A 17,565-nucleotide genomic window follows, 5' to 3' on the forward strand; every position below is an offset into this window, starting at 1 on the left:
CAATTGCCATTGTTCGTCCGTCAGGTCGCTGGGATAATTCGCGCACATCGTTACGGCTCCGTCTTCCTTGACTTGAGAACCAAGACGGCGGAGTCGTAACGTTTTTCATCGATTCATGCAATTTGAAAACACGGTCTTAGAGAATTCGCTGGCGGACAAAGCGCGACGCTGTCGTCGAATATCAGTCTCAGCGTTAAGCGAGTGAAGGTGGACCAAAGGACTCGATGGAACATAGCCGTCCCTAACCATCCACTGACAGAACTCCTTCATTGCATTCAAGTAGTGGTTGCTGGTCTTGACGCCAATACGCTTCGTGCGACGCTCCTCGGCCAGCCAACCGAGCAGCTGAGAGCTTGAAATGTCTGCCCAGCACTTCAGGCGACACCCAGCGAGAACCCGTTCGACTCGGCGACACGTGTGGTCAACATGTTTGGACGAATTACCCTTACTTTCGAGATAGCGTTGAAATGAAGTGAGGTGCTCGATCAATGGTTTCGATTTACCGTCCTCATGCGGATCACCGAGCCCGGACTGAAGGCGCTCGGCCTTACGTTCGAGTTCAGCGGCCAGCTGTGCTGTCGCCTCCTTGTCGGCGTATCCGGCGACTCGTTGCCAGCATCCCCTCGCATTCCGATATTGGACATACCACTTGCGCGACTCTTGAGTGAATCGCGTACCACAGTCGGCGACCGGTAAGACAATGGTCCGTCCGGATCGCTTAAGGCGGACGAAGCTACGGCCGTTCTTCAAGACAATTTCCGCGTCACTTGGAATCGGCTTCGTTGTCTTGACCTTGAATATGTGAGCCATACAGACGCTCCCCGACGAAAACCATGAGCCTTGGCCATCACGCTGCCAAGTTTAGGCAGCCAGCGCGAAATCGTCTTTCGCAATCTTGTGCAAACTTCTGTGTGCGTAAGTGGTTAGCAAGAAACGCGATGCAACGCCGAGCCGCGGGTTCGATTCCCGCCGCCTTCAGATAAGGGCGCGCGGCCGCTCGGGACAACCAACACGTCGATTCGATCGCCCACTTTGCCCTATTGCCGTTTATCAAAGCGGAGTACTTCGCAGCTCGGCTTCTGATCCGCATTGATCTCGCATTAAACCGCGACACGACGCTCGCTATTGCCGCTCCACGCATCGATCGCCTTGGCTGAGAGTGAAGCCCTTGCGACGGCACATTTCTAGTCACTCCCCTTCATCGTGCAACGACTGATATTGGATTTGGTGATACCTGAGTTCGGCCACAATGTTCGACGAGTCGGTTCAGCTTGCGCCCTGCCCGCTCGCCAGTCCAAAAGTCCACTTCCGAGCGCTTCATGCGTAACGCTGCACAACACATCTCTCTGCGTCGCTGAACTGCTTTTGCACTGCCGGTAATCACTTACTTCTCGCCAACCCAGAGGGCGTCATACGAACCTCGCTCATTGGCGATATCTATCATCACAGAGCGAGGCGGTAGCACCTTCTCCGAATAGCTATACGGGCTCTCTCCGAAATTCGCTACGATTACTGATCGATTACCGAATGACGTACGCTGTACCAGACGGTCTTCGGTAAGTATGTCAAACGCCGTCATGCGTTTTCCGGCTAACAATCTGTGTACTCTAGTAAAGACTTGGTAATGCCGACATATTCTGTCCCGGCGCGCTGCATACTCATCTAAGTTCAGGTGGTACAGCGGAGGAACACAATAGAGCATGTCAATTAGCTCCACTGTCGCGGCCTGATCCAGAAACTTCAAAGACCCAGTAGTCCAGTGATGCGTCGATATTAATGAGTCGTGAAATACCGTCTGATATAATGGCAGTCTAAAGCGCGGTTCAAAGTAAATGGCCTGGTACTCGGGCTTCAAGGGAACGGAAGACATAAATAGACGCGGACCGTCTGATGGCCAATTGCCTCCCAGCCAGTACTGGGACTTTGGATCGGTCAAATCGGGATCACCAAATCCGATAACCGGCGTTGCGATTCCATGCGCAAAGTCGATCGCAGGAACTGCAAAAGCTGCGCCTCCTTCGGATCCGACGGGTATTCCCCACGTATTACTAATCCACTTCAATCGTCGTAGTCGCCAATTGGCATCGCCCCTTTGCGACGCCGTGTGTTGCGACGAAAAATCATCCAACAATTCGCCAGCCGCGTCGCAATCAACAAACCACGCTGAGTACTCGCCTCTTCGCATCATCCGTGATACTCTGCTTTTCACGTAGGGAAATGCTGCTATAGGACTTAGTGCAAAGCCAGTTCCTTGAAAACCCGGAACGGGTTTGCAATCCCGACTTAGTACCGGACCTTGCCGAAAAAGCCGCCAATCAAAACTAGCAGTCTCCCACGTTACGTCGACTTCATCGCTATGGCGGCGTGTCGTATTCGGAGCATGGATCGTGTGATACGAATCGTACGGCCCCACAAGAAGTCCGTCGCGATCTGCTTTTGCTAACACGTCTTGATGGTATGTTCCACTTGACAAGTCACCAAAACATAAACACATCTTGTCAAAACCATCCGTGTGCAGACGATCGAGCATTTCAATCGATACGCCGTCTCCCCACTTATCTACCTCCGAAAACATCCCCGGCAAAGCGATGGCCAATAAATGCGCGTTTGCCTTTGCCACTTCCGTTGGACTTGTGCATCCCTTGCGAAGTATCGCTGCGCAAGAACGGGAGCCCTGAATCGTCCGCCAATACCTTGAGTCATAGAAGCCAGAGCATTCCAATACCACTCCAATCGCTTGCGCTGCCTCCCGCTTGTCATAGATCGAAGGCGCGTCGCTCTTGGCTATATTACGAATTGCACGTCGCCCGTCACTTTCAAGCAACAACCATAATCTATAGGCAGGAGTTGGCTCCTTCGTCACTTCAGCAGACAAAAGCACGTTCGCCAGCTTCCGCCAATCCGTGACATTATGCCGACTGATTACGCCATCCCCCCATAAATATGCATGGGCGGCTCCAATCAGTCGCGTCGCTCGTGGCACGATAGCGCACTTTTCATCAAACGTGACGAACTCGCCACGTCGAACAAGCAGATCTCTAAATAGAAGGGCTGGTGCGACCGGCGAGTCGTCGCAGAATTTCACAATTACTTGGTAATCGTCGTTATTTCCGCGTCGAGGAAAACTATGCGTAAGCCCTACCGTAAGATGGCCGCTTTCGCTTCCAAATACTAGTCGATTATTGAACTGCGTTGGGATTACATACGTGCATGTATTGCCTGGACGTCGTACGGCCCAAAACGGCATTGTCAGATCACCCGCTGTGTCCATCGGATATCCCGACAGAAATGACTGCCACCGTTCATCGGTGCACGGGATATTCAGGCCTTCGTAGTACGGGAGTATAAGAGAGTCCGCTGCACCGCGACAAATAATACGGGGCCATTCTATCGAAAGCGGTACGGCGCTCTTAATTGTTGTTACGATACTGTCTCCGCTCACGCACACGAACACTTCGGCATGCGCGCCCACTAGCTCAAGCGATAATGTGGACCTTGTCTGATTCCGCCGCACAATTACTTCCTGAGAAGAAAGCGGCTCTGCGACCACCACGCGCTCCCCGCTGGGGAGGACCGCGATCATTTCGAGTGTTTCTGTGTTAACAGCAGCACTGACGTTTCCGTCGCACAGATGCACATACCCAGATGCAGCGCAATCCGGTCGCCCTGGACCTGCCCAGATCCACACGGTTGCGACCGCAAGCACCGCACACCGCCGTCGAGTATTCCCGCTACCCGGTATCATAAGAAGCCTTTTTTTTGAAGATCAAATACTGCGCCTGCCCTGGTCCCACCCTTCTGTTGAACTGATGAACAAGATAAAACGCGCCGGAAGAAAACCACGCCTCCACCGTGCCTCGCGGCAGCACTACTGGAAAACGCTCGGGGGTCTGGAGCCATTTATTTATTTCTTCTGAGTCAAAGGTGTCTTCAGGAAACATATCGAACACCACATAGCCGCCCGGACGACACACTCGCATCATTTCCCTAAAATAAGAGAACGATACGAGCAACGGTACGTACACGAACACACCGTGTGCATGAACTAGGTGACAGCTCCCACTTTCAGTCTGTGAAAGGCTGATACCGTCTGCTGCACGAGCAATGACACTCTTGAATGTGCTGTAGAGCCATCGCTCCCATGCGGGTGCCGTCTCATAAATCTCGTATGTACACGATTCTAGTCGATCTAACGTATGTTTTAAGAAGCGACCGCTCCCGGGACCGATCTCTAAAACGCTAATACCCTTAGTTAGCTCGCAATGCGACAACATTTCTTCGACCACAGTCGTCGCCTGGCCCACACATCCCCATAAAGTCTCAAGGTAGTCGCCGACCTCTTGCTTCGCCGCGTTCGCGGCCGTAATTGTTTCGTCAAAATCCAGAAAAGGCTGTCCATATTGGCTGGATCGAGAGGTATGCATAGTGCATGCTCGCCATGGCTTGTGCGACGTCGCCCGCCAATAGCACGTTACATCGGAAGCCGAAGATATCTAAAGGCGTCAAGAAAATCACTACGACAACTTAACACAGCAAAGTTAGTTATTTTACGGTCCAGCGGCCACGGATTCTGGCGCACGGATTTAGCGATGGGCCTCCGATTTAGTTGAACTCCAATGAACGCGAGTACTCTTGTCATCTGCCCAGTCGGATCTTGTATCAATGCCTCGTATTCTACGTATAGCACCTCGCACTTCTCACGAAGCGCGCCTAAACAGTCGCTCCACAGGCGCCGCTCGTTGTTACAGAACTCCATGAACTCGTTCCAATCTACTTCCACCGCATCTGCATTCGGCGCTTCCCTCGAATACCACCGTTCAGTCCGCATTGCTATTTTACGGGACACGAAGGCCTCCAGCATATCAGTCCTATAAAGTGCTATCACTTTCGGCACGCCTAGGTCGCGCGCAACGTCTGACGCGCTAATAGCATTTATGGCAAACTGATCGATCAAGACCTTCGCACCGACGAATTGTCGTGGTAGTCGGCCACACAGGGGAAGCTTTACGAAAAACGACAAGATGTGTAACCGCTTCCGCACGCGGCATTTGTGTGTGACGTTGCCGTACACTTCGAAGTTCGCATTTATAATTTCGCGATGGCATGTGACGCGCCAATGCTGCTTCAAGTAGTCGACCATAAGATTCGATCCTGACCTGGCCGAACTAAGGACGAGGAAATTCCTGCGGCGAACGGTACCAAGTACGATTCCCAATAGTGCCGCGGTGAGTTGCACGGGAAGACAGCACCGTATGGTGCCGAGCATGCGGTCTTTGCTAAAGCCTCTTCCCATGATATGGCTCTTCCGACGTCTATACTCTACAGGCTATCGAGTCTCTTAAAGGAACCTTACAGGTGAAACAAGAAGCCTTTTGCAGACCCTTCCGGCTTATGAAGTGGTAGAAGCACCTGTGAGTGCTCAGCACAGAACGTCCGTAGTCCACCCGCGCGCGCATTTCCATATTGCTGAAATACTACTACAGTGTGATCGGGGACAAAATACGGCACAAAGCGTTCCCACAACACTTGCGTAAGGTGGAAGTCTTGGCTCATGTCAAATACAATGATCCCAATGGACTGACCGCTCCACTCGAGTCCATTAGTCATCGTCAGAGTAACATCGCATTCATGGATTTCCACGTAGTCCAACCAGTCGCCACACATACGCTCGAAAACGCTACGAAACGAGTCGCCCGTCGTTACCTGTAGCTCTGAGCGGACATCGGCTCGCAAGAGCCGTGTCATATAGTCTTCCCACGTGAAACGATCATACACATGGAGCAGTTTCGATTCGCGCCGCAGATTGCGCTGCAAGCCCCGCACAAGGCAACGCGATCCGCTCCCAAGCCAGCATCCTAATTCGACACACTCACCAGTGGTGCCATGGGTGCTCGCCAGCCATTCAAGGTATGCCATCGTATCTGGATGGAGCATATTTGGAATGCTCGCATATTCAGTATGATGCGAAAGCACTGCCCAAGGACGCTCCTGACTCGCGCAGCTCTCTGAGGAGTACTTCAAATTCTCCGCAGCGACAGTAAGGTATTCGCCAGCTTCGCGATCAGCGAGCCCCAACTCCTTGTATTGCGATATCAGGTCCGCTACCTCTTCTCGTACGGGCACAAGCACTTCACCGGATTCTCGCAAATAGTAATTTTGCAAGCGACCACACAGTATGATGAGCCGCAAATAGAATTCCGCTTCACCGTAGGCTTCTAAAATAAACTCCCTGTCCAGCACTCGGCGAGCAAGGGATCGTACCGCATCAACCGCCTCCGTCGTGTCCATGTTCTGGAACCTTATCGCATTGGGCCTCATGTGACATTAATAGATCGCAAGTGTGCCGACGCGGGAGGCAATAGGCACAATTGCGTACAGTTGTCGCCTTCCCCTGCAAGTGGTAGCGAGGCCCAGTTGGAAATTTTTTCTGAAAGCGGCCGGGGGTTTTGGCGGACCGACTCGGTGGCAACGTCGCATGGCGCAACGTCAAGAAAGCAAAATAGCTTGTGGAGCACGCTTTGCGGGGCCATCACCAAGTCTTCATACGAGACAAGCCGGGACTCACATTCGCGAGCGGCTAAAAGGTTTAGACAGCGCCTCCACCGATCCCGTTCACGTTCGCGATACCGCAGAAAGTGGCTCCAGTCCACTGCTACCGCGTCCTGATTTTGGAGTCGTGTCGAGTACCAGAGATTATTGCGCTGAGCCACCTTAAGCGATACATATGCCTCGAGAGCGTTACGTCGATACAAGACGATCGTCCGAGCTGCCGAGCTGAAGTCCAAGAACGCTCCTAAATCAATAGGAAGTTCATCAAAGTGGTGAGTATGAACCTTCGAGCCCACAAGGCGCCCACGACTATCTGAATAGGCAGACCGCACATACTCGCATAGCGCATCTCGACCCATCGTTTCAGGTGCCGCATCCTTTCGGCCATCGCCATTCAGGATTTCCCCCCGACACCAAATATCCGAATGGCAATTTAGGTAATTGACCAGCAAGGATGAGCCACTTCGAGCGGAACTGAGCAACACGAAGGCGGGCATCATTGATATTCAGTGTCCAAATGTGTGTTACCGGCGTTCTGTGCTCTTCGCCAGTCGTCGTGATATCACGTCAAACATGTGTCCGCCCTCAACCCTAAACATCTGATCGAGCGACGGCCCTAACTCATAATCCATGGCATCCCACGCTTCGTCGCGGAACGCGTAAAGACACCACGACCATCGGAACTCGTCAAAAATATCCATCAAATCCGTTAGGTATTGCTGGGCACCGACGGTTTCGCGACAAATCCCAAATTCGCCAATGAATATTTGAGACGAGCTCAAGCCCATCTCTTTGCGCCACACTTCGATAGGACTAAGGTAATTCCTAAGTGTCGCCTTATCCCACACCAGTATGCCGCCTTCCGTTGAGTCCGGCGATTGCCTCACCGGGCCGGGATAACAGTATCGCTGTTTATTATGCGCACGATTAGTTAACGCCACTGGCTGATACATGTGGCACGAATACATAACATTGCTATCGTCTACCAGCTTAAGCTGCGATACCCTTTGCGGATTTGCCCAGTGCGTGCTTTCAAATATTACCTTCAGAGTTGTCGAATGGCGCCGAATTGCGGTTAGGCAATCGGCGTATATTGCATTTAGCATATCTATGCACGGATCCGGCCCCAGCTCTTTAGAGGACCTGGTTGTATCAAGAGGCGTGAATGGCTCGTTAAGAAGATCGAACGCGACGACATTGCGGTGCGAAGCGAAGTAATGTGCCAATGTATCCCATAGCTTAACGATGCGCATCCGGTGCTCTACGGACGCCCACATCCGAAGGTCGTACTCGTCCGCAACGCTGAACAGCCTTCCTGGAACATGAGTGAGAGTCAACACAACCTTGAGGCCGTGTTCCGCAGCCATTTCAATGGACGTTGCCAGCCGACTGACCGTTTCGTCGGATATGCAAATGTTATCCCCAGTTGCGTCGACCAAATACCGCAGATCTGTTGCATCGTTTACTGCCCCAATTCGTATCACTTTAACTCCCGCCTGGCGCACATCTCGAAAGTCCTGCCGCGTCGCTTCGGAAAACATATTCACGCCCGCAAACCTCGCATCAACATCCCACTCCACTGTGGTAGCAGGCACATCCACTTTCTTTGCTGAGGCACGTCGTAGACTGTACGGCCAGCCCGCCCTCATGTGATGCACGTACATGTTTACTCGCTCGGCCTGCACGTGTGGATTAAGGAACAAGGCCACCGACGCGTCCTCGGCGCTTGGGGTGAAGCGCGCCACGTCATCGGCTCTGATCTTCCATACCGGAATGTGCAGGATCGCACCGAACACATAGGACATCCAGTAGTCGTCAATCAGCCAAAAGTCCAAACGGGGAATCGGCACACTCGCGGCTGCTTGCATTACCTTAGTGCTTATAAGGCAGTTGTCCGCATGAAAGAAATGCACCTGCCTGTCGTCAACCCCCTCATCAAAAAAACGAATATGTTCATAATCGGTCCATATACGACCTGGATTCTCTTCATCCATGTCGTGCGGAAGGAACACGTGTCCACGAATACATAGGACAGCCTCGGGCCCATATTCGCGACGCTTGCTCATGAAGCGCGCTACGTAGTGCGTTGAGGGGATCACATCGTCGTCGCAGATTAGAATATCGGGGCTTCTTACGAGACTGGCCGCCGCGAGGCGCACGACACAATAATAATTGAACGACGACTGTATTAATGTAATATCTAGGACGTCACGGAAGCGAGCACATATGTGCTCCAACGCATCTTGTGTGTCCTTGTTGTTGTTCCAGATGATCACCTCGAACGTGCCGTCATACGTTTGTTGGCAAAGAGCCTCTAATATTACAGCGATGTTATCTAGCCGCTTGTAAGAACAGATAAGAAGGGACACGTCGTACGTGCGAAAGCGCTGTTGAGTGCTGGGTACTGGCAACGAACGGTATATTGCCGATTCGACCACTGCGTCTACAAACGTCTCTCTCGATAGTGTGCCGCCCTCGCGGATCTCCGCAAGATGCGCCACCGCGGCCTCAAGGCGTGCAGAATCCGATAACAATGCGGAAGCCTCGTCCAGCGATTCGTAAAATAACGGGTAGTCGTTTCCCAAATACTCTACAACTCCCGGAAGTCTATTTATTAGTAACGGCGTACCCCTCGCTATGCACTCCAAGACGGTAGTATTTGCCGGGGCGTCGTATAGATTTAAGAAGAGAACTGACCTTGCCACTAAAGCATCGTATTCCTCGTCGCTCACTCTCGGAAGTCGGAGAACTGATCCTGTGTCACGAACGTGATCTAAACGTGCATTGCTGGGCAATAATAGGTACTTCCTATAACCGGGTGCCTCGAGATCGAAGAACGCCTGGTAATTTCGCAAATATTCGCCAACGAACAATAAGCGTCGCTCGCTCTGCTGATTGTACGTGCGAAAGTCGAAGCGCGACGTTGTCGGCGTAAACGGGTAAGGTACTCGAGCGACGGGGATCTCTGGACATTCGGCGAGAAGATAATCCTTCAACACGGTAGAAAGGACGAAAAGCCCAAGACAATTCTTGGCGCTTGCGATCCAGGTGTCGAGTCGAAGAAGGCGTTCCAAGTCCGGAAACCACTTGAGGTTGTGGCGGGGCACCTGATGAAGAAACCCCACCCACGGCTCCGCAATTACATGTCCGGCAAACATTTCGTCTTCAACGGAACCAAGGAACTTGATTCCGTCGGCGCAGTGAAGGTTATCGCGGACTGCTTCGATGACGTCCTTCCAGCCGCCAGCATGATGCTCCCAGCCTTCTTGACCGTCGAGGCGTATACAACGCGCGTGGCCGTCTCGCATAAACATCCAGTCCATATAGGGCACGAAGACGACGGGCTAAGTGCTAATGCTTCTCACTGTGTGAGTAATGCGTGCGATATCATCATTTACAAGACCGACGTAAGTGGGCAGGTAAAGCCCTTGACTGCACAATCTTGAAGATACTGTGTAGCTGTGTCGATGGGTGTCTTTGGTCATGAATGGCTGGTCGTGCAGCGGCGTAAAGAACCGTCGCGTCTCGATTCCATTCCTTTGCAAGTATTGCTGCATTTCTTGTCGCGATACAGCACAGTCATCATTTACTAGAACTCCGTAGACCCAGTTTACAGCATCGGCCCATGAGGCTTGAGGCGGACATACGATTCCGGAAATACCGTCGAGACCAGAGCGATATGATTGAGCGATTCGCCGACGATCGGCAATCGCAGCATCAAGGTGGCGGAGTTGTGCCACGCCGATCGCGGCATGCATATTGGACATGCGAAAGTTAAAGCCAACGCTAGCATGGACGAAGCGCGTTTCGTCCGAGTCGCCAAAACACATGTTGCGAAGCGAACGCAAGCGCGAGGCAAGCGCGTCGTCATTGGTGACAACGATGCCGCCTTCTCCACAAGTAATAATTTTGTTCGCGTAAAAGCTAAATACAGAGGCAATTCCAAAGGTCCCGACTTGTCGCCCATCCACCTTTGCTCCGTGCGCTTCTGCGGCGTCCTCGACCAGGAGTAGATTATGCCGTGATGCGATACCAGCAATCGCTCCCATATTCGAGGGATGACCGTAGGTGTGCACAGCAAGAATTCCGACGGTGCGATTGGTGATTCGACTCTCTATCTGGCCGGGGTCCATATTCCAGGTTTCGTCGGCGTCCACGGGAATTGGCGTGGCGCCACAATGAAGGAGAGCGAATATAGGTGCCATCATGACGAAATCCGGGACGATCACTTCGTCCCCAGCTTGTATGCCTAGAGCGGCAAAGAGAAGTTGCAACGCGCACGTGCCATTGCATGTCGCTATTGCATGAGTAACACCGACTTCTGAAGCGAAGCCAGATTCAAATTGCGAAACAAATGCCCCCTGCGAAGAGATCCAGCCCCCATCAAACGCTTCGAGCAACAAGTTGCGCTCGTCGCCCCAGAAATAGGGCCGACTCACTGGGATTCGCATTGAGTTGTTGTATCCTTCCACCGTCACACTCCGTGCAACCACAAAGCGCTTGCGTTTACGTCATCGATACATATTGCAACCATCGGAAAAGGCTTCCCAGCTCCAACGGCTTCCATTCGCACGAAACCAATCGAGTGTTAATCGCAAGCCCTCCTCGATCGTAACGGTGGGTGCCCAGCCAGTTAAGTGTTTGAGTTTTGTATTGTCACACCTAAAATAGTCGATGTCACAAAGGCGTAAGCGTGCAGGATCGACCTCGATTTGCACATTGTCCAATTCCATTAGGCGCGCGAGCATCTTCACCAACTCCTCAACGCTATGTGCGTTATCTGATCCTACATTCACCGCAGTGCCCGACGGCACATCGGCCTCCAAAAGCGCAATGAGAGCTTTAGCGGTATCGTGGACATATGTAAAATCGCGCTGGGCCTTCGTGTTTCCTAGCTTCAAAACGGTGCCCTTATTAAGCTGAGAAATGATCTCCGGGATAACATAGGGCTCGGATTCTCTAGGGCCGTAGCAATTAAAGATTCTTGCGATTACAACAGACACAGAGTGCTCTATCGCGAACGTGTAGGACAGGCGGTCTGCCGCTAGCTTCGAGACAGCGTACGTGTTGACCGGCGCAAGAGGATGAGACTCGCTAGCACGCGGGGAGATGAGCGGGCCGTACACCTCAGTACTTGAGACGTATAAGACTCGTCGTATCGCGTGGTTGCGTGCTGCCTGTAAGACGTTGTAGTGGCCCGCTAAATTAATATCAAAGAAACGTTTTGGCATACTGTAAGCAGTCGGTACAAATGTGTCGCCAACACAGTTAATTACGGTCGATACATTGTGTTCCGAAATGGTGCGAGATAACTTCCATTCGTCCAGTAAATCACCGCAAATCGCGACCAAAGAATCGGGAAGACCAGCTACGTTCGACGGAACTCCATGCAAATAGTTGTCGTAGGAGACAACTTGGCAACCTCGCGATAGGAGTTCTCGAACAACCGCCGATCCGACAAAGCCGGCACCGCCAGCCACCATCACAGTTCCGTTTCGCAGATCAATCATCGGGAGCTCTCCTGTGCAACGCGCCGTCTCGTTGACTATACCTCGACTTAAGTAATATCGATGCGATGACTATAGAAGAATCGCCGTATCCTGTCTGGTAAAAGCCAAATGGCGATTCTCGTCGTCGTTGACGACGTCGCCGTAAGGCATGAGTCTCGCATTCGCCTATCGCATGTTAAGTGTCGTGAGGTCGTTAAAAGCTAAATCGCCGGCAGCTGCACCAGTCGCCTGAAGACGGCAGCGCTTCGCGGTCGTCAAGAAGCAGCTAGTGTAAGCGAAAATCAGACGACGCGGTGAGCGTTGCAGAAAAGAGACGATCGCTTTTCGAGATTCGACGCTTTCGCGAAGATCAAGGAGTGTCACCCGCTAACCATGCGAAGAAGAACTGAACCGACTAGCCCTAACTTTGTGCTAATATACGAAAAATCGTATCCCCGATAGCCAATGGAGACCTACAACAATAACGGCGCACCGACAGGTCGGCTCAGGTCCTTGTTATAGTTTTCGGATCTAAAATATGGACGGCGACCTAGAAGGATGCGACCTTGGCGTCGCAAGCTACCAAAAGGCTGAAGAATGTCAAGCATTTTGTCGAGATGCCGCACCCGGTGCGATCAATGCCCCAAAGTCGCGGCATAAAGCGTTCTGAAGTCTTGCAGGCAAAGACGAAGCGCCAGCGCTTTAGCCTACTAACATGGGCACCGACGCGCCGAAAGGTAAGTTGATCCCGACGTCGCATTAGATGTCACATTGTTAAGGAAGATGCCCCATTATCCTAGCTTTAATTGCGTCGGGGAAACTTGGCCAGGCTACCACGACTCGTGCCAAGTCGCCGTTCTCTATTAGGCTTGTGCAAACCCATGTGCAAACGCCGTCAACATCAGTTCCCAATCCGTTGGCCGCCAAGCACTTGTCGATCACGTCTCCCGGAATCATAATCCGCGTGTCCGGGGTTCGAGTCCCTGCGCCGCTATTTGCCGAAAGGCATTTAGCTCTATCGGTTTGCGTCGCCGGCCTTCGCCGGCCTTCGAATCTGCCCGTTCCCCTCGTTGTCATCGGCGGTTGGTGATCTCGAAGCGCCTCGAGCCGCCGGCCAAAAGCATCGGCCGCGGTCCGCGTCTTCTCGCCGACTTCTTAGGGCACGCTCGTGTTTAAAGACTTTCGATTGCAAATTGGATGACCGGCGATTACCTTGCACGGCATTCATCTGCCCTTGCACTCTGGTAAAGCCAGCCCAGCGAATCACGCCGCCGTCTCTCGACCGATTCGCCATCGTCCATATTTTGCAAGGGCTTGCCGTCTTTCTCGCCCATGGGCCGCCATCCGTGCGCTTGTTCGGTGGGTTGTTCGCGAGTGAACACGGCCCCTCTCGTTTTCACATATCTCCAGGGGGTAAGAACTATGATCCAGAAGACGCTGCTGTGCCAGATGCTCGTGCTGAATGCTGCTTGGATAGGGATGAGCTCTTCGACCTTGGCCGACGTTCAAAAAATCATCTTCACGATCGATCCATCGCAAAGTTCTCTTTCGGCAATTGCCGTCGACAATGCTTTTGGTACCACCGTCGCGCAGCCTGGCGGCAGCCTCAGCAGCCCGCTCAGTGGGCACTTCCTGGTCGAGTTCGATCCGACGAATCCGACGTCGATTCAATTCGATGGGGGCAATGGCTTCATGAACCTGGCCACTACCGGCTCGTACCTGCCCGGGCCCGATCCGGCCAATAATTCATCGTCGTTAACCACGCCGGCTCCGGCCGACCTGGGCGGACGCAGCACCGACGATCAGGTGCAATATGCCTATCGTGGACTTTCTTGGGATTGGCAAAGCCCCACGCTGCCGATCAACTCTGGCGATAATTCCTTCGACGTGAACCAGCTTGGCTATCAAGTGCTCGGCGGAGTCGCGGACATCATTTATCCGGGCCTGGGCGGAGGAACCGTTCAGTTCACCGGTGATTCGGGAAATGTTTCCGCCGTCGGCACCGCGAGCTTTTCGCAAGCTTCGCCTGGCAACTGGACATTCTCCTTCTCGTTCCATGTGCCTGAGGATTATTCATTCGGCAGCGCGGGGAGCGGAGTGATCGACTACGCCGGGCACCTGGTGGCGACTGCGCAGTTCGGCGCGGGCAACACGGCCCCGGTATCGGCTGGAAGCAACACGCCGCCGGCCTCGTTGATTGGCGGCGCTGCTCAGACCGGTGGCCTCGATGCATCGTTCGCCAACGTGACGACGTCCGGCAACGTCTATGCCCAGCAGATTCCGACCACCGGCCTGAGCGTGCAGGCGTACAATTCGTTGGCCACGGAAACCAACTTTCATCTCATCGGTGGCGCCACGCCGCAAATCTGGGAAGTGAGCTTTAGCGGCGCGTTCAGCGGGCCGGCAACGCTGACCTTTAATTACGACCCCACGCAGCTCGGTGGGGCGGATCCGTCCAGCCTGTTCATTGAGCACTTCAACAGCAACACGCAGCAGTGGGAAAACCTTGGCGGCATTGTCGACGCCACGAACCACACGATCACGATCCAGACCAGCAGCTTCTCGGGATTCGCGCTTGCCACGGTGCCGGAGCCGTCAACCCTGGCGCTCTTGGCCATGGGAGCGGTGTTCCTGGCCGGCCTGGTTCGTCGCAGGCGCCGAAAGTAGTTCGCGACAAGTTTGATACGGCCGTCGAGCAATTTGCGACCGCCGACGCCGATCAGATCAAGCGCGATCCTGCGCAGTTGCGAAAAGCAAAAAAGAACGGCCGGATCAAAGTCGTCGAGGAAGACGCTTCGATCCGGCCGTTCTGGCACTGCCGTGTGGCGCACCCACCGTTCATTTCACGGTACGGCCGTTCGGACGCGCGTCGGCGGGCTCGCGACCGATGGTTTTTGCATATGAAGAATGTTCTTAGGCGTTGCAAAGCGCGTTCCGTCTGAGCGAACCCAGGGACGCCTTTCAGTCGCTGCATGCAGGTAGCCGATTCACCGCCAGGAGAACTGCAAAGTTGAGATTCTCCGCGCGAATCTTCTGTAGCCGGCCTCTGCGAGGCAGGGAGTTCACGTGCCGCTTCCGGGGTCACAGACCCCCGGCTACAGACTTTGCAGTTCTCCTGGATTCACCGCCGAATTGGTTGAAAGGCAGTCATGCCGGGCATTAAGATGGATGCCGGAACAGCGTAGACCGGCAATTCTTTTCGCGGAGCTGTGCTGATGGCGGGTCGCCCTCTGGCGTGGCTTTTTCTCGCGCTGTATTGCGCGGCGAGCGTCGCTCCCCCGGCGCGGGCCGACGTCACGGCGGAACAGGTGCGCGAGGCAATCGATCGCGGCGTCACCTATTTGCGCCGCCAGCAGTTTCCTGATGGCTCGTGGCAGGAAATCGCGCCGATCATGGCGGGCGGTGTCACCTCGCTGTGTACGCTGGCGCTGTTGAACGCGGGGGTGCCCAAAGACGACCCGCAGATTCAGGCGGCGCTGAATATCTTGCGACAGATTCCCGCGGTTTCGAACTATCCGACGGCACTGCAAACGATGGTGTTTGCCATCGCCGAACCAGAGAAAGATATCCAGTTGCTGCGCCGCAATGTGCGCTGGATCGAAGAGCAGCAAAAGCGCGACGCGGCGCATCGCGGTATGTGGAGCTACCCACTCGGCAATGGCGACAATTCCAACTCGCAATTCGCCATCCTGGCGCTGTACGAAGCGCAACGCGCGGGGGTCTCGATCAGCCCGCACATTTTGCGCACGGCGCTCAGCTATTGGACGCAGTCGCAAAACTCCGATGGCTCCTGGGGCTATCAGCCCGGCCAGCAGGGAACGGGCAGCATGACGTGCGCCGGCATCGGTGCCGTGGCGCTGGCTCTCGATGTGCTCGAAGAGGGGGACGCCACGGTCGAAGGCGCTAACGTGCGCTGCTGCCGGCCGCATCGTCAGCAAGGTTCCATCGATCAGGCGCTCGATTGGCTCGCGAAGCATTTTTCGGTTCGCAGCAATCCCAACAACAACATGTGGCCTCTTTATTACCTTTACGGTTTGGAGCGCGCTGGCCGTTTGACGAATCAACGCTTCGTCGGCCTGCACGACTGGTACCGCGAAGGTTCCGAGGTGCTGGTCGAGCAGCAGAACCAGGTCACCGGCGCGTGGATCGAAAAGGGACTGGGGCAGATCAATCCGAATATCGGCACTAGTTTTGCCCTGTTATTTCTCGCCAAGGGGCGCCGGCCGGTTGTTGCCGCCAAGCTCAAACATCAGCCGAACGAAGATTGGAATCATCACCGCAAAGACCTGGCCCACGTGGTGGAGTACGCCGAAAAGCGCTGGAAACGCGACCTGACCTGGCAAATCATCGACGTCGACGCCGCCACGACCGAAGACCTGCTCGAAGCGCCGGTGCTGTACCTGTGCGGCGAGGACGCTCCGCAGATGAGCGATGAAGAAGTGCGGATGCTGCGCGACTACATCAACCGTGGCGGTTTCATCCTGGGGGACGCTGTCTGTGGCGGCAAGGAATTCGATCGCGGCTTTCGGGCCCTCGTCGAGCGTGTGTTCCCTGAGCCCGAGTACAAGTTGCGCTTACTGCCCCCCGAGCATCCCATCTGGAGCGCCGAAGAGCCGGTCGACGCCCGCTACCAGAGGCCGCTGTGGGGCATCGATCTGGGGTGCCGGACGTGCGTCGTTTACTGTCCCGAAAACCTGTCCTGCTACTGGGAACTGGCGCGCGAGCATCGCGAACGAAAATACGGCGGCGACATGGAGGCCCGCATCGACGCGGCTAAGAAGATCGGTGTGAACGTGCTGGCCTATGCCACGAACCGCGACCCGAAATACAAGCTCGACCTGCCGCAACTGGCGGGCGCCGGTCCGCGCGAAGCATTCGATCGCGCCAAGCTGTACGTCGCCACGGTACGACATTCCGGCGGCGCGAATGTCGCGCCTTTGGCGCTTCCGAACCTGCTGCGCTATCTGTCGGGCGAACTCGGTTTGCGCGCCAATACCGACGATCGCGAGCTGGGCCTGGCCGACGACCGGCTGTTCGAATTCCCGGTCGTGTTCATGCACGGCCGCGAGAAGTTTTCGCTCAGCGAGCAGGAACGCGAGAAGTTGAAGACATTCTTGCAGCGGGGCGGCGTGTTGTTCGCCGACGCGATCTGCACGAGCGAGGCCTTCGCTGGGGCATTCCGGCAGGAAATCGCCACGATGTTTCCCGATCACCCGTTGAAAACAATCTCGGCCGACGATCCGCTGTTCACCACCAAGTACGGTGGATTCGATTTGAAGACCGTGACGCGCCGCGAGGCGGCGCCGCCGGACGCCGATGGTCGCCCGAAAACGGCCGTCCGCGAAGTCGCGCCGGAGCTCGAGGTGCTGCAACTCGACGATCGCTACGCCGTGATCTTTTCGCGCTACGATTTGAGCTGCGCCCTGGAAAAGCACGAAACGGCCGGCTGCTTCGGCTACTCGAGCGATTCGGCCGCGCGCATCGGGCTGAACGCGCTTCTGTACGCGATCGAGCAGTAGGACCGCGG

9 protein-coding genes are annotated in these 17,565 nt (G+C 54.6%); 2 read left to right on the forward strand and 7 right to left on the reverse strand.

The window, feature by feature from the left end:
• Positions 1-105: 105 nt before the first annotated feature.
• From VHD36_20180 to VHD36_20210, 7 genes are all read right to left on the reverse strand, one after another.
• The gene (locus VHD36_20180) at positions 106-810 is read right to left on the reverse strand and encodes a hypothetical protein (GenBank protein ID HVU89658.1); all 705 of its coding nucleotides are present in this window, start codon (positions 808-810) and stop codon (positions 106-108) included.
• A gap of 574 nt (positions 811-1,384) precedes the next feature.
• Entirely contained in the window at positions 1,385-3,085 is a 1,701-nt protein-coding gene (locus tag VHD36_20185) for a glycoside hydrolase (protein HVU89659.1), read from the reverse strand.
• Positions 3,086-3,731: 646 nt separating this feature from the next.
• Positions 3,732-4,424, reverse strand: a complete 693-nt coding sequence (locus tag VHD36_20190) for a class I SAM-dependent methyltransferase (GenBank protein ID HVU89660.1) — start codon at positions 4,422-4,424, stop codon at positions 3,732-3,734.
• 925 nt (positions 4,425-5,349) lie between these two features.
• The gene (locus VHD36_20195) at positions 5,350-6,288 is read right to left on the reverse strand and encodes a hypothetical protein (protein HVU89661.1); all 939 of its coding nucleotides are present in this window, start codon (positions 6,286-6,288) and stop codon (positions 5,350-5,352) included.
• A gap of 785 nt (positions 6,289-7,073) precedes the next feature.
• Positions 7,074-9,872 (reverse strand): cellulase family glycosylhydrolase, encoded by a 2,799-nt coding sequence (locus VHD36_20200; GenBank protein ID HVU89662.1) that lies wholly within the window; start codon positions 9,870-9,872, stop codon positions 7,074-7,076.
• 21 nt (positions 9,873-9,893) lie between these two features.
• Complete coding sequence (locus tag VHD36_20205) at positions 9,894-11,021, reverse strand: DegT/DnrJ/EryC1/StrS family aminotransferase (protein ID HVU89663.1); 1,128 nt, start codon at positions 11,019-11,021, stop codon at positions 9,894-9,896.
• Positions 11,022-11,060: 39 nt separating this feature from the next.
• Entirely contained in the window at positions 11,061-12,059 is a 999-nt protein-coding gene (locus tag VHD36_20210; protein ID HVU89664.1) for an NAD(P)-dependent oxidoreductase, read from the reverse strand.
• 1,401 nt (positions 12,060-13,460) lie between these two features.
• Between VHD36_20210 and VHD36_20215 the strand changes: the two genes are divergently transcribed.
• Both VHD36_20215 and VHD36_20220 read left to right on the forward strand, forming a co-directional pair.
• Entirely contained in the window at positions 13,461-14,705 is a 1,245-nt protein-coding gene (locus tag VHD36_20215; GenBank protein ID HVU89665.1) for a PEP-CTERM sorting domain-containing protein, read from the forward strand.
• Positions 14,706-15,253: 548 nt separating this feature from the next.
• A complete protein-coding gene (locus tag VHD36_20220) occupies positions 15,254-17,557 on the forward strand; it encodes a DUF4159 domain-containing protein (protein ID HVU89666.1) in 2,304 nt (767 codons plus the stop codon).
• Positions 17,558-17,565: the final 8 nt, after the last annotated feature.

The sequence above is a fragment of the Pirellulales bacterium genome (assembly GCA_035546535.1).
In the GTDB taxonomy this organism is placed as follows: domain Bacteria; phylum Planctomycetota; class Planctomycetia; order Pirellulales; family JACPPG01; genus JACPPG01.